This window comes from Amycolatopsis sp. FBCC-B4732, from assembly GCF_023008405.1.
Taxonomy (GTDB): Bacteria; Actinomycetota; Actinomycetes; order Mycobacteriales; family Pseudonocardiaceae; genus Amycolatopsis; species Amycolatopsis pretoriensis_A.
In genome coordinates, this window is the sequence record NZ_CP095376.1 from 1,625,795 (window position 1) to 1,638,249 (window position 12,455).

Here is a 12,455-nt window from a genome sequence, read left to right on the forward strand (position 1 = left end):
ACAAATCGGTTGTGCGAACGAGCGGGGCTTGCGAGCATCGCGGGGTGAAGAGCGCGGAACGGCAACGGGTGATCGTGGAGCGGCTGCGCGACGCCGACCTGGTGGGTGTCGCCGAGCTGGCTTCGGCGACCGGCGCGTCGGAGATGACCGTGCGCCGCGACCTCGACAACCTGGCCTCGCGCGGCGTGCTGCGCCGGGTACACGGCGGCGCGGTCCCGGCGTCGCCGTCCGGCGTCGAGCCCCCGTTCGCGGCCCGGGCCACGGCGGCGGTCGCGGCGAAGCGGGCCATCGCGGCCGCGGCGGCGGAGCTGATCCGAGACGGCGAGACGATCGTCCTCGACAGCGGCACGACCGCGCTGGAACTGGCACGCCTGCTGCGCGAGCGGCCGGTGACGGTGATGCCGCTGTCCCTGCACGCGGTCCGCGAGCTGGCCGACGCGCCCGGCGTCCGCCTGCTGCTGCCCGGTGGCGAGCCGCGGCCGGGGGAGCAGGCGCTGGTCGGCCCGCTGACGCTGGCTTCGCTGCGGGCGCTGCGGTTCGACGTCGCGGTGCTGAGCCCCTGCGCGTTCGGCGTCGAGGACGGGCTGACCGCGTTCGACCTCGCCGACGCGGAGGTCAAGCGGCAGGCGCTCGCGGTGTCGGCGCGGACGATCGTGCTCGCCGACAGCGCGAAGTGGGGCCGGGCCGCGCTCGCCCACGTCTGCCCCGCCGAGCGCCCGGACGTCGTGATCACCGACCCGGGCGCCCCCGAAGCCCAGCGCGCGGCGCTGACCGAACGCGGCGTGCTGGTGCACGTCGCCGTCCCCACCACCACGGAGAGCCGATGACGACCGCCCCGCCCCGCCCGCGCGCCGCCCGGTTCGCGACCTTCATGTTCTTCGGCCTCAACGGGTTCGGGATGGGCATGTGGGTGGTGCACATCCCGAACGTCGAGCGCGCGACCGGCATTTCGCACACCACGCTGGGCGCGTTGCTGCTCGTGCTCGGCGGCGCCGCGTTCGCGGGCATGCAGGTGGCAGGCCCGCTCGTCGACCGCCTCGGCCACCGGCGGCTCGTGCCCGCCGCGGGGGTGTTCCTCGGCCTCGCGCTGTGCGCGCCCGGCTTCGCGGATTCCTGGTGGACGCTGGGTCTCGGCCTCGTGCTGTTCGGCTTCGGCAACGGCGCCATCGACGTCGGCATGAACGCGCACGCGGTCGTCGTCGAGCGGGCCTACCCGCGCCCGATCATGGCGGCGTTCCACGCGATGTGGTCGATCGGCGGCGCGATCGCCGCGGTCATCGGCGCCGCGACGCTCGGCGCGGGCGTGCCCACCGGCGTCACGCTCACCGGCACCGGCCTGCTGTGCGTGCTGCTTTCCCTGGTGTCCGCGCGGTTCCTGATGGAGCCGTCCGACGCGCCTTCGGCCGTTTCGGAGGAGCCGGAAGCGGCGCCGGCCCGCCGCCGCGCCCCGGGTCGCGTGGTGTGGCTGCTCGGCCTGCTGGCGCTCGCGCTCATGCTGTCCGAGGGCGTGGCGAACGACTGGGCCGCGCTGCACATGGAAAAGGTGCTCGGCACGTCGGCGTCGACCGCGGCGTTCGCGTACGGCGCCTTCGCGGTGGCCATGACGACCGGCCGCTTCCTCACCGACCGCGTCGCGGCCTGGGCGGGCCCGGCGGCGATCGTCCGCTACGGCGCCGCGCTCGCCGCGGTCGGCCTCACGATCGCCGCGGCGGCCCCGTGGGTCCCGGTGTCCCTGGTCGGCTGGGCACTGTTCGGCCTCGGCCTCTCGGGCGGCGTCCCGCAGCTGTTCACGGCGGCGGGCAACCTGGACACTCGCGCGTCGGGCGCCCTGATGGCCCGCGTGGTCGGCCTCGGCTACGTCGGCCTGCTGGCCGGCCCGGCGGTGATCGGCGGCCTGACCCACTGGCTGCCGCTGAACGTGACGTTCGCGCTGCCGGTGATCCTCTGCGTGCTGGCGGCGTTGTTCGCGGGGGTGCTGAGCCCGAAGCCGGAACCGGCGGAGCAACCCGTCGGCTAGTGGCGGTGCGCGACGGCCTCGTGCGCCCGGTCCGCGCCCGCGCTCGGTTCGGTGTGGACGGTGACCGCGGTCAGCCGCGGGATCGTGTGCACCAGGCGGTGTTCCACCTCGTGCGCCAGCGCGTGCGCGGCTTCGACCGTCAGCTCCGCCGCGACGGTGACGGCCAGCTCGGCCCGCAGCTGGTGCCCGATCCACCGCATCCGCAGGTCCCGGGTGCCGAGCACCCCCTCGACGGCCCGCGCGGTGCGTTCGGCCAGCTCGACCGAGGCGGGGTCGACGGCGTCCAGCAACCGCCGGAACACCTCCTTGGCCGCGTCGCGCAGGACGAACAAGATCGCGACGGTGATGCCGAGCCCGACGACCGGGTCCGCGATCGGGAACCCGAGCGCGACACCCGCCGCTCCCGCGACGACCGCGAGCGAGGTGAAGCCGTCCGTACGCGCGTGCAGCCCGTCGGCGACCAGCGCGGCCGAGCCGATCTCGCGGCCGACCTCGATCCGGTAGCGCGCGACCAGCTCGTTGCCGGCGAACCCGACCACCCCGGCCGCGGCGACCACCCACGGGTGTCCGACCGGCGCCGGGTGGAGCAGCCGCACCACGGATTCGTACCCGGCGATGGCCGCCGAAGCGGCGACGACCAGCACGACGACCACTCCGGCCAGGTCCTCGGCGCGCCCGAGCCCGTAGGTGTAGCGCCGGGTGGCGGCCCGGCGGCCGAGCAAGAACGCGGCGCCGAGCGGCACGGCGGTGAGCGCGTCGGCGAAGTTGTGGACGGTGTCGCCCAGCAGCGCCACCGACCCGGTGACCAGCACGAGCCCGAGCTGCACGACGGCGGTGACGAACAGCGCGGCGAAGGACCACACGAGCGTCCGCACCCCACGCCGGCTGGTCTCGAGGGCGTGGTCGACGCGATCGCCGCTGTCGTGGCTGTGCGGGCGCCACCGCGAGTGGCCGTGTCCGTGTCCAGTCATGGCGGAAGTCTATCTGCGCATACACGCAGATACGCAAGTAGTAGGGTTTGCGCCATGCACACGTCGCTGCCGGAGTTCGACATGCCCACCGAAGAGCAGGTCCACCTGGCCGCGGAGTCGTTCCGGCTGCTGGCCGACCCGACTCGCATCAAGGTGCTGTGGGCGTTGCTGCAGGGCGAGTCCTCGGTGGCCTGCCTGGCCGAACTGGCCGGCGCGGCCCCGACCGCGGTGAGCCAGCACCTGGCGAAACTGCGGCTGGCGGGCCTGGTCAAGGGCCGCCGAGAGGGAACGTTCGTCTACTACTCGGCGGCGGACGACCACGTCCGCGGCCTGCTGGCCCAGGCCCTGCACCACGCGGAGCACGTGGACCGGCAGATCCCCGCGGGCGACCACGCCCACCACCCGGCTAGCTGATCGGTTCCTGCAGCTCCGTCACCCAGCCCGCCGGGTCCGCCGGGCAGTCCAGGTACAACTCCCGCTGCGGTCCCGCCGAAGCCGACCCGTGGTCGGCGATCCACCGCACCAGCGCCTGCCAGCTCGGCAGCACCCCGTCGATCGCGCCGTGGTGGACCAGGGTCGCCGCGCGGGTGGCCGGCAGGTCCGCCACCGCGAGGCCGTTCAGGTCGCCCGGGCCGATCGACGCCGGGAGGGCCGCGTGCACCACGACCTCGTCCTCCGCGCGCTGCTCGTAGTAACACGTCAGCCGCCCGGCCGGTGTCACGTCCGCAGTGGACAGCCGGCGGCCCAGTTCCGCGCACAGCGGGCGGACGACCGGGCCGATCGACTCCGGCGCGAACCCCGCCGCGACGCCGGTCAGCTCGACGACCCGCAGCGCCGGCAGCTGCTTGACCACGACGTCGGGCGCGTCGATCGTCCGCAGCCGGGCCTCGACCTGCGCGAGCCGCGCCGCGCCCTCGGCCAGTGCGGTTTCCAGCTCCGCGCGCCGCAGCGCGAGCATGCCGCGCACCTGCTCGGCCGTGACCTCGTCGGCGAGCAGCGTCGCCACCTGCTCCAGCGTGAAGCCGAGGTCCTTCAGCGCGACGATCCGGTTGAGCCGCGCCAGCTGGCCCGCGGTGTAGCTGCGGTACCCGGTCGCGGGGTCGACGCGGGCCGGGCGCAGCAGCCCGAGCGCGTCGTAGTGGCGCAGCATCCGCACCGAAACCCGGCCGTGGCGGGCGAAGTCGCCGATCGAGAACACCGCCCGATCATTCCCCAGGTGCCGCGAAACCGCCGACGACGGCCGCGGCGAGTTCCGCGAACGTGATCGCGGTGCCGTCTTCGTGCGCGGGCCCGATCACCTGCAGCCCCACCGGCAGCGTGCCGCCCGCCGGTGCGCTCACCGCCGGCAGCCCGGGCAGGGACGCCTGCGCAATCCAGAACCCCTGGTCGGCGTAGCGGTCGCCGAGGTCGCGGAACGCCGTCGTGAAGACCGCCGGGCAGAGGAAGACGTCGACGTCCCGGAAGTACCGCTCCCACGCCGCCGTGTACGCCAGCCGCCGCCGCTCCTGCTCGTCGGCGCCGGGGAGGTCGCCGTTCGCGAAGAACAACTCGACCTGGAACCCGAACGCCTCGCCCTGGCCGGCCGGATCCACGCCGTCCGGCCAGCCTTCGCGGACGTCCACGCCGGCACGGGCGAGCGCGTCGACGGCGTCCGAAAGGGCCTTGCCCACCTCACCGGTGACCGGGCAGGCCGGGTCGTCGAGGACCACGCCGGCGCGGAAGTCCGCGAGCCGGTCCCGGCGCGACGGCTTGAGCGGCCGGGCCGCCGTCAAGCCGAGCGCGAGCCGCAGATCGGCGGCCGACCTGGCGATCGGCCCGACCGCGGACGGGAACTCGCGGCTCAGCGCGGCCGTCGCTCCCGGTGGCTGGAACCCTTGCAGCGGAACGGTTCCCGCGGTCGGCTTGAGTCCGTAGACGCCGCAGTAGGCCGCCGGGATCCGGATCGAGCCCGCCAGGTCCGAGCCGTAGTCCAAAAAGGACAACCCGGCGGCCAGTGCCGCCGCCGCGCCACCGCTCGAGCCGCCGGGCGTGCGGGTGCGGTCCCAGGGGTTGAGCGTCCGCCCGTAGACCGGGTTCGCGGTCTGCCCGAAGTCGGCGAGCATGTGGTGCGCGTTGGTCTTGCCCACGACGATCGCGCCCGCGGCCCGCAGCCGTTCGACGACCACCGCGTCCCGGTCCGCGCGGTGACCGGCGAACGCGGGCTCGCCCCACGTCGTGGGCAGCCCGGCCACGTCGAAGGCCTCCTTGACGGTGATCGGCACACCGTGCAGGGGCCCGGTGGCGGTACTCCGATCGGCCGCCGTCGCCGCCTCGAGCGCGGGCTCGCGATCGGTGACGACGACGGCGTTGAGGTCGGTGGCGTCGATGCGGGCGAGCAGCTGCCCGGTGAGCTCGCGGGAAGAAAGCGCGCCGCGGCGGATGCCGTCGGCCACCTCGGTGGCGCTGCGGAAGAACGTCATGGGTCCGGGATAGGACCTGACACGGTGTCAGGGTCAAGGCTTCGGGGTAGTTGGCAGGTGATCGCCGTCCGAACCGCGGACGGCGCGTGGCGGAGGGAACCCGATGCCGATCGCAGCGAGCGCGCCCCCGGTGACACCCGAACCGGTCCGGCCCGACCCCGACCTCCCGGCGCCCGGGGCGGAGCCGTCGCCGGTGCTGCCCGATCCGGAGCCCGGCGTCCCGGTGCCCGACCCGGTGCCGCCCGAAACGGAGCCGGGTCCCGGTCGAACCTGAAACCCAGATCATATGAGAGTCATATGAAATGGTGTACGGTCGGAGCATGACAACAGCGCAGAGCTACCGCCGGATGGTCAACGCCGGCAACAAGATCGTGGTGGGGCTGCAGCGGCTCGGCGTCGCCTTCGGCCCGATGCAGCTGCTCACCGTCCCGGGGCGGCGCACCGGCGTCCCGCGCACGTTCCCCATTGCGGTGCTCCCCATCGACGGGCACCGCTACATCGTCCAGGCCTACCCGAAGGCGGCGTGGGTGGCGAACGTCCGGGCCGCGGGGGAGGTCACGCTCACCCGCGGCCGCCGGACGTCCGCGGCGCGGCTGGCCGAGCTGCCGGTCGAGGAGCGGCGTCCCGTCCTGCGCAAGCTGGTCGAGACGAGCCCGCCGAGCGTGGGCAAGCGGTTCGTGACGACCGGGCTCGCGGAAGCGTCGACGCCCGACGGCGTCGCCGCGGCGGCGGACCGCATCGCGGTCTTCCGCGTCGAAGCGGCCTAACGCCGTTCCAGCTCGCGCAGCAGCTGCGCGGCGGCTTCACGCGCGGCCGCGCCGGGACGGATCACGCGTTCGCCGTCGGGCTGCGTCGCCGGCGCCCCGGCGAGCTGCTCCACCAGCGCGACGGCGAGTTCGCGCACCTTGACGTTCGACTTCTGGCTGGCCTGCCGCAGCGTGGTCCAGGCTTCGTCAGGGTCGCACCGCCGCAGGGCGATGACGATGCCCTTGGCCTCCTCGAGCGCGGCCCGCGACTGCAGGAGGTCCAGCATCTGCGTCATCCGGTCCGGCTGAGCGGCTTCGGTGACGACGAACGCCATCGCGGCGAGCCGTTCGTGGCGCCGCAGGACGTCCAGCGTCTCGTTGGTGGCCGGGCGGTCGAGCGTCACGGACAGCACCAGCGTGCCTTCGGCGTCCCAGGCGACGGGCAGTGCCGCGACGCCGAAGACTCGCGACAAGTCTGCGGCCGAGCCGGGGTCCTGCTCGATCAGCCCGCTCAGGGTGAGCGACGGCCAGCGTTCGTCGGCGCAGACGTCGGCGGTCACGACCGGGAGGCCGGTGCGCCCGGCGGTGGTGACCGGGTCGCCGAAGCCGTCGAGCTGCGCGGGCACCAACACCCCGTGCGCCGCGGCGATCCGGGGCCGTTCGCCGTGGTGGTGCACCGACACCGCCGCGCCGAGCGCGCCCGGCACGTCGGCGGCGATCCGTTCCAGGAGTTCTTCGAGCAGAGCGGTCGCCGGGACTCGCTCGCCCGCCGTCGTTGGGGGACGCAACGCTACCCTCCGCGAAGGGGTCGAACCTCGGTCGAGAATGTTTTACCATGTCGTCTCAGTGACGACAAGAAGAAGGTCGTCGGAAGGATGACGCCATGGAGGACGATCCCGCTGCCGCGGCACGCCGGATCCACGACGTGGTCGCGGCCGCTCGAGCGGGCACTGCGGACCAGGACCAGTTGCTGGCCGCACTGACCGGCCTGCGCCTGCTGCGCGAGGAACTGTCCGGCTGGGAACCGGAGCTGATCACGGCGGCCAGAGGAGCGGGCGCGAGCTGGGTGGCGCTGGCCCCGGCCCTGGGCGTGGCGAGCCGCCAGGCCGCGGAACGGCGTTATCTGCGGCTGCAGCCGTCGGACACGGGCGAGCGGACGGGCGAAGCCCGGGTCGGCGCGGAACGCGACCGCCGCGCGGGCGACCGAGCGGTGGCCGACTGGGCCCGCCGCAACTCGGCGGGCTTGCGCCGCTTGGCGGGCCAGGTCAGCGCGTTGCCCGGCCTGGACCCGGCGGCCCAGGAAACGGCGGACCGCCTCGGTGCGGCCCTGGGCGACGACGACCCGGCGACACTCCTGTCACCCCTGGCCGCGGCCCGGCCCCACTTGGCCGCGGGGCACGCGGGGCTGGCGGAGCAGGTGGGGGAGATTTCGGAGCGCACGGACCAGCTGCGCCGCGACGCCGTCGGGCATCGCCGAGCCCGCGAGTGAGCGCGACCGGCGGCGCGGGACCCGCCCGCCGGCCGAGCCGGCCCAGCCGCGCGGTCCGCAGGCTGAGTCCGCCCGGCTGCGCGGTCCGGCGGCTGAGTCCGCCCGGCTGCGTGGTCCGGCGGCCGAGTCCGCCCGGCTGCGCGGTCCGGCGGCCGAGTCCGCTCAGCCGCGCCGTCCGCCGGTCGAGTCCGCCCGGCCGCTCGGTCCGGCGGGCCCCCGCCAGGAATGCCGCCCGCCGCTTCCCGTGAGGCTCACCCGGCCGCCTGCCGAGCGGCCGGTGCAGCCGCCTTGATCGTTTCGCGGGCTCGCTCGTGTCTGAGACCGCGCCCGAACGGGTACCAGCGACGCATGGACGACACCCCCGACCGCACGGAAACCCGCGCCGAGCTGCTGCCCGAAGAGCAGGCCGTGGAGAGCGAGGACCCCGAAGGCCAGGCCCGCGAGGTCCTGCGCGACTCCGACCGCCGGACCGAGCAGCCGGAGCCCACCATGCGCCGCCGCCCGGAAGAGACGGCCTAGACCGGCACCGGCTCCGCTGTCCGTGACTCCCCGCGCAGCGCCAGCACCGCACCCAGCCCGAGCGCGGCCACCACGGCGAAGAAGTAGAACCCCCACGGGTACGCGACGCCCGCGGTGACCAGCGCGCCGGTCACGAACGGGCCGAGGATCGAGCCCAGCCGCCCGACCGCCGACGTCAGCCCGAGCGCCGTGCCCCGCAGCCGCGCCGGGAACACCTGGGCCACGTACCCGTAGATCAGCACCTGCGCGGAGAACACGAACACGCCGGTCAGCAGCACGACCGCGTTCAGCACGAAAGCGTTCCCGATGCGCAGGCTCAGCGCCGCCAGCAGCACGGCACCGGCGCCGAACCAGATCCGCGCGATCGGCCGGATGCCGAAGCGGTCGGCGATCGTGCCCGCCAGCACCAGCCCGAGCACCGCGCCGATGTTGAGCACCAGCAGCAACGTGATCGACGTCGAGATCGGGTACCCCGCGGTCCGCATCAGCTGTGGCAGCCACGTGTTGAGCCCGTAGACCAGCAGCAGCCCCATGAACGACCCGGCCCAGACCGCGATGCTGACCCGCCGGAACCGCGAACCCAGCAGGTCGCGCAGCCCCACCCGCTCGGCCGCCGCGTCCTCGCGCGAAGCCAGGTAGGCCGCGGATTCCGGCAGCTTCCACCACATCAGCGGCACGGCCAGCAGGCCGACGATCCCGCCGCCGTAGAACAGCAGGTGCCAGTCGTCCTTCGCGTACAGCGCCAGGATCGACGTCAGCACCGCCCCGACGTGGTAGCCGGTCATCGTGAACGTGCTCGCGCTGGCGCGCCGCCGGGCGGGCAGGTTCTCCGACATCACCGTCAGCGCCACCGGCATGCACGCGCCGAGCCCGAGGCCGGCGACGAACCGGAAGATCCCGAACGTCGCCACGTTCGGCGCGATCGGCGTCAGCAGGGTGAACAGCGAAAAGAGCAGCACCGAGCCGATCAGCATGCCGCGGCGGCCGAACCGGTCGGTGAGCGGGCCGAGGCAGGCCGCGCCGACGGCCACGCCGATCAGCGACACCGTCGCAACCAGCGTCGCGCCGGCCGCGGTGAAGCCGAGGTAGCCGCTCTTGAGCAGCGTCGGGATGGTGGCGCCGAGCGCGACCAGGTCGTAGCCCTCGAGCAGGACGGTCAGCCAGCAGAGGACCGCCGTCCACACCGGACGGATGGGAGACGTCGTCATTGCCGTGCTCCTTAGAAGGGGTAGCCCGCGATGTCCGCGCGGACGGTCAGCCACTGGGTTTCGGTGAAGGCCTCGATGTTGGCCTTGGCCCCGCCGAAGCGGGAGCCGTTGCCGGAGTCGCCGACGCCGCCGAACGGGGCAGTGGGCTCGTCGCCGACGGTCTGCTCGTTGATGTGCACCTTGCCCGAGCGGACCTCGTCGGCCAGCGTCATCGCGGTGCCGACGTCGCCGAGGATGCCGACCGACAGCCCGTACTCGGACGCGTTGACCAGCCGCGCGGCCTCGTCGAGATCGCGGTAGGCGCGCACCGGCGCCACTGGGCCGAAGATCTCCTCGCGCCACGCCGGACTGTCGTCCGAGAGTCCGAAGAGGACGGTCGGCGGGTAGTACGGCGCATCCGCCTTGCCACCGGCCACGACGCGGGCACCCGCCGCCACGCTCCGGTCGACGACGTCGGTGACGTGCGCGAGCTGCCGGTCGTCGATGATCGGGCCCAGTGCGACCTCGCCGGTGGCCGGGTTCCCGACCGGCAGGCGCCGCGCCTTCTCCGCCAGCGCCTCGACGTATTCGTCCACCTGGGACTCGTGCACGAGGTGGCGCCCGGTCGTCATGCAGATCTGACCCTGGTGCAGGAACGAGCCGAACGCGCCCGCCGAGGCGGCCTTGGCGACGTCGGCGCCCGGCAGCACGACGAGCGCGTTGTTCCCGCCCAGCTCCAGGTGCACGCGCTTGAGCGAGCGCGCGGCGGCCTCGCCGACCTTCCGCCCGGCCGCGGTGGACCCGGTGAACGACACGACCGAAACCTCGGGCGCGTCGACGACCGCGGCGCCGACGGCGGCGTCACCGGGCAGCAGGTGCAGCAGCCCTTCCGGCAGCCCGGCCGCCTCGAAGATCCGCACGATGCTCACGCCGCCGGACACCGCGGTCCGCAGGTCCGGCTTGAGCAGCACGGCGTTGCCGAGCGCCAGCGCGGGCGCGACCGAGCGGATCGCCAGGATCAGCGGGAAGTTGAACGGCGAAATCACCGAAACCACGCCGCACGGCTGACGTCGCGCGAGCGACCAGCGCGGTTCGCCGGTGCTCAGCACCTCGCCGAGCGGGTGCGTGGGCAGCGCCGCGGCTTCGAAGCAGATCCCGGCCGCCATCTCCGTTTCGATCCCGGCTTTCGGCCGCGTCGAACCGGCTTCGCGGACGATCCAGTCCTGCACCTCGGCGGCGTGGGCCTCCCACAGTTCACCGGCGCGGCGCAGCACCGCGGCGCGCTCGGCGGGCTTGCGCCGCGCCCAGTCGCGCTGGGCCTTCGCCGCCGTGGCTGCGGCTTCCGCGACGTCCGACGGCGTCGCGATGCCCACACCGCCCAGGGTTTCCCCGGTGGCCGGCTCGACGACCTGGTGGGTGCCGCCGCTGCCGCGGCGGAACTCGTGCTCGAACAACGTCATGATCACTCCGGTGTGGTCGGTTCGGTGTCGACCTGGATCAGCCGTGGGCCGTCCGGGGTCGACTTGAGCTGCTCGTGCAGGTCGCCGAGGTCGGTGACGGTGGTGGCGGGCACGCCGTAGCCGGCCGCGATCGCGGCGAAGTCCAGGCCGGGGATCTCCGTGCCCGGCACGTCCGGCGTGCCGAGCAGCTCGCCGAACCACCGCAGGGCGCCGTAGACGCCGTTGCGCAGGATCACGAACGTGACCGGGACGCGGTAGTGCGCCGCGCTCCACAACGCCGTGATGCCGTAGTTCGCCGATCCGTCGCCGATGACGCCGACGACCGGCCGGTCCGGGCTGCCCATGGCGACGCCGACCGCGGCGGGCAGGCCGAACCCGAGCCCGCCGGCGGCCGGGAAGAAGTACGAGCCCTCGCGGCGCAGGTCCAGCTGCCGCCACCAGGCCGAGTTCGTCGACGTCGATTCGACGACGTACCGGGTGTCGTCGGCCTGGGTCTCGCGCAGGGCAGCGAAAACCTGTTCCGGGTGCAGGGCTTTCGCGCCGGTCTTGGGCTCCGGGTTCCCGACGAATTCGCCGGTCGAGGTCCGCGCGGGCACCCGCGCGAGCAGGGCCTCGAGCACCGGCGCCGGGTCCGCCACGAGCGCCTCGCCCATCGGCGCGCGGGCCGCGGCGCCGAAGTCGTCGGTCACCTGGATCAGCCGCGTGCCCTCGGGCAGGTACGCGCCGGGCACGTGCTGGTGGTAGCGGAACACCGGCGCGCCGAGCACGAGCACGAGGTCGTGCCCGGTGAACGCGGCCGAAACCGGGGCGATGCCGGCCGGCAGCACACCGCGGAACAGCGGGTGCCGGTTGGGGAAGGGCAGCCGGTGCGGCGACGGCGCCACCCACGTCGGCAGCCCGAGGTGCTCGGCGAGGGCGACGGCGCGGTCGAACAGCCCGGTGGCGTCGACGTCGCCGCCCAGCACCAGCGCTGGGTTCTTCGCCGCGGCCACGGTCGCGGCGAGCTCGTCGAGCTGGGCCTCCGACGGCGTGAGTCCTCTTCGGACGTTCCGGTCCAGCGTCACGGCCGCGTTCGGTGACAGCTCGGCGGTCCAGTCGTCGTAGGGGACCGAGAGGTAGGTCGGGCGCCGGTGCAGTTCGGCCTCGAACACGGCCTGCGCCAGCGAGCGGGGGACGTCGTCCGCGCAGCTCGGCTCGCCGGCCCAGCCGACCAGGGGCCGCATCAGCTGGGTGGCGTCGACGTTGGCGAGCATCGCCTCCAGGCCGATGGCCGACCGGACCTGCTGGCCGGCGGTCAGCACCAGGGGTGAGCGCGAGTAGACGGCGTTGGTCAGCGCGCCCATCGCGTTGCCCGAGCCGGCGGCGGCGTGCAGGTTGACCAGCACCGGACGGCCGGTCGCCTGGGCGTAGCCGTCGGCCATCCCGACGACGGCGCCTTCGTGCAGGCCGAGGACGTACCGGAAGTTCCCCGGCAGCTCGGCGAGGAACGGCAGCTCGTTGGAGCCGGGGTTGCCGAAGATCGTGGTCAGGCCACGGCGGTCCAGGAACTCGTGGGCGAGCCGGCGGGCGGTGGGCATGGCGCGGGTCCTCCTCGGGCGGGGTTGGAC

14 protein-coding genes are annotated in these 12,455 nt (G+C 74.2%); 7 read left to right on the forward strand and 7 right to left on the reverse strand.

The genetic code is table 11. The annotated features are described in order from the left end of the window. The first annotated feature begins 44 nt into the window (after window positions 1-44). Window positions 45-827, forward strand: a complete 783-nt coding sequence (locus MUY14_RS06790; protein ID WP_247021899.1) for a DeoR/GlpR family DNA-binding transcription regulator — start codon at window positions 45-47, stop codon at window positions 825-827. Then, on the forward strand, window positions 824-2,017 hold the full coding sequence (locus tag MUY14_RS06795; RefSeq protein ID WP_247021900.1) for an MFS transporter: 1,194 nt from the start codon (window positions 824-826) through the stop codon (window positions 2,015-2,017). Before MUY14_RS06790 ends, MUY14_RS06795 begins: the two co-directional genes overlap by 4 nt. Here the strand turns inward: MUY14_RS06795 and MUY14_RS06800 are convergent. Continuing rightward, window positions 2,014-2,988, reverse strand: a complete 975-nt coding sequence (locus tag MUY14_RS06800) for a cation diffusion facilitator family transporter (RefSeq protein ID WP_247021901.1) — start codon at window positions 2,986-2,988, stop codon at window positions 2,014-2,016. The two genes, MUY14_RS06795 and MUY14_RS06800, sit on opposite strands and share 4 nt — an antisense overlap. 54 nt (window positions 2,989-3,042) lie before the next feature. Here MUY14_RS06800 and MUY14_RS06805 point away from each other — a divergent pair, with 54 nt between their 5' ends. Continuing rightward, window positions 3,043-3,402 carry a metalloregulator ArsR/SmtB family transcription factor gene (locus MUY14_RS06805; protein ID WP_247021902.1) on the forward strand — a complete coding sequence of 120 codons (360 nt, stop codon included), beginning with the start codon at window positions 3,043-3,045 and terminating at the stop codon, window positions 3,400-3,402. Here the strand turns inward: MUY14_RS06805 and MUY14_RS06810 are convergent. Together MUY14_RS06810 and MUY14_RS06815 are read right to left on the reverse strand one after the other, a co-directional pair. Beyond that, window positions 3,395-4,186, reverse strand: coding sequence for a MerR family transcriptional regulator (locus tag MUY14_RS06810; RefSeq protein ID WP_247021903.1), 792 nt, complete (start codon window positions 4,184-4,186; stop codon window positions 3,395-3,397). The genes MUY14_RS06805 and MUY14_RS06810 overlap by 8 nt on opposite strands. Window positions 4,187-4,193: 7 nt before the next feature. Continuing rightward, entirely contained in the window at window positions 4,194-5,447 is a 1,254-nt protein-coding gene (locus MUY14_RS06815; protein ID WP_247021904.1) for an amidase family protein, read from the reverse strand. Window positions 5,448-5,550: 103 nt separating this feature from the next. Between MUY14_RS06815 and MUY14_RS06820 the strand changes: the two genes are divergently transcribed. Together MUY14_RS06820 and MUY14_RS06825 are read left to right on the forward strand one after the other, a co-directional pair. Beyond that, window positions 5,551-5,721, forward strand: coding sequence for a hypothetical protein (locus tag MUY14_RS06820; RefSeq protein WP_247025558.1), 171 nt, complete (start codon window positions 5,551-5,553; stop codon window positions 5,719-5,721). Between the two features lie 46 nt (window positions 5,722-5,767). Further along, a complete protein-coding gene (locus MUY14_RS06825) occupies window positions 5,768-6,214 on the forward strand; it encodes a nitroreductase family deazaflavin-dependent oxidoreductase (RefSeq protein WP_247021905.1) in 447 nt (148 codons plus the stop codon). On the opposite strand, the gene MUY14_RS06830 is transcribed toward MUY14_RS06825, so the two are convergent. Next, window positions 6,211-6,981 carry an ANTAR domain-containing protein gene (locus MUY14_RS06830; RefSeq protein ID WP_247021906.1) on the reverse strand — a complete coding sequence of 257 codons (771 nt, stop codon included), beginning with the start codon at window positions 6,979-6,981 and terminating at the stop codon, window positions 6,211-6,213. The genes MUY14_RS06825 and MUY14_RS06830 overlap by 4 nt on opposite strands. Window positions 6,982-7,076: 95 nt before the next feature. Here MUY14_RS06830 and MUY14_RS06835 point away from each other — a divergent pair, with 95 nt between their 5' ends. Further along, window positions 7,077-7,682, forward strand: a complete 606-nt coding sequence (locus tag MUY14_RS06835) for an HSP18 transcriptional regulator (RefSeq protein ID WP_247021907.1) — start codon at window positions 7,077-7,079, stop codon at window positions 7,680-7,682. Between the two features lie 348 nt (window positions 7,683-8,030). Next, on the forward strand, window positions 8,031-8,201 hold the full coding sequence (locus tag MUY14_RS06840) for a hypothetical protein (protein ID WP_247021908.1): 171 nt from the start codon (window positions 8,031-8,033) through the stop codon (window positions 8,199-8,201). Here the strand turns inward: MUY14_RS06840 and MUY14_RS06845 are convergent. Genes MUY14_RS06845 through mdlC form a run of 3 tightly spaced genes read right to left on the reverse strand, consistent with a single transcriptional unit; the run spans window position 8,198 to window position 12,425 of the window. Further along, complete coding sequence (locus MUY14_RS06845) at window positions 8,198-9,409, reverse strand: aromatic acid/H+ symport family MFS transporter (RefSeq protein ID WP_247021909.1); 1,212 nt, start codon at window positions 9,407-9,409, stop codon at window positions 8,198-8,200. The genes MUY14_RS06840 and MUY14_RS06845 overlap by 4 nt on opposite strands. A gap of 11 nt (window positions 9,410-9,420) precedes the next feature. Next, entirely contained in the window at window positions 9,421-10,848 is a 1,428-nt protein-coding gene (locus MUY14_RS06850; RefSeq protein WP_247021910.1) for a benzaldehyde dehydrogenase, read from the reverse strand. Between the two features lie 2 nt (window positions 10,849-10,850). Then, entirely contained in the window at window positions 10,851-12,425 is a 1,575-nt protein-coding gene (gene mdlC / locus MUY14_RS06855; protein WP_247021911.1) for a benzoylformate decarboxylase, read from the reverse strand. Window positions 12,426-12,455 lie beyond the last annotated feature (30 nt).

Excerpts from the sequence above, each read along its gene's own strand:
- MUY14_RS06795 (WP_247021900.1), top strand. The coding sequence starts at position 824 with ATGACGACCGCCCCGCCCCGCCCGCGCGCCGCCCGGTTCGCGACCTTC.
- MUY14_RS06800 (WP_247021901.1), bottom strand. The coding sequence starts at position 2,988 with ATGACTGGACACGGACACGGCCACTCGCGGTGGCGCCCGCACAGCCAC.
- MUY14_RS06805 (WP_247021902.1), top strand. The coding sequence starts at position 3,043 with ATGCACACGTCGCTGCCGGAGTTCGACATGCCCACCGAAGAGCAGGTC.
- MUY14_RS06815 (WP_247021904.1), bottom strand. The coding sequence starts at position 5,447 with ATGACGTTCTTCCGCAGCGCCACCGAGGTGGCCGACGGCATCCGCCGC.
- MUY14_RS06820 (WP_247025558.1), top strand. The coding sequence starts at position 5,551 with ATGCCGATCGCAGCGAGCGCGCCCCCGGTGACACCCGAACCGGTCCGG.
- MUY14_RS06825 (WP_247021905.1), top strand. The coding sequence starts at position 5,768 with ATGACAACAGCGCAGAGCTACCGCCGGATGGTCAACGCCGGCAACAAG.
- MUY14_RS06835 (WP_247021907.1), top strand. The coding sequence starts at position 7,077 with ATGGAGGACGATCCCGCTGCCGCGGCACGCCGGATCCACGACGTGGTC.
- MUY14_RS06840 (WP_247021908.1), top strand. The coding sequence starts at position 8,031 with ATGGACGACACCCCCGACCGCACGGAAACCCGCGCCGAGCTGCTGCCC.
- MUY14_RS06845 (WP_247021909.1), bottom strand. The coding sequence starts at position 9,409 with ATGACGACGTCTCCCATCCGTCCGGTGTGGACGGCGGTCCTCTGCTGG.
- MUY14_RS06850 (WP_247021910.1), bottom strand. The coding sequence starts at position 10,848 with ATGACGTTGTTCGAGCACGAGTTCCGCCGCGGCAGCGGCGGCACCCAC.
- mdlC (WP_247021911.1), bottom strand. The coding sequence starts at position 12,425 with ATGCCCACCGCCCGCCGGCTCGCCCACGAGTTCCTGGACCGCCGTGGC.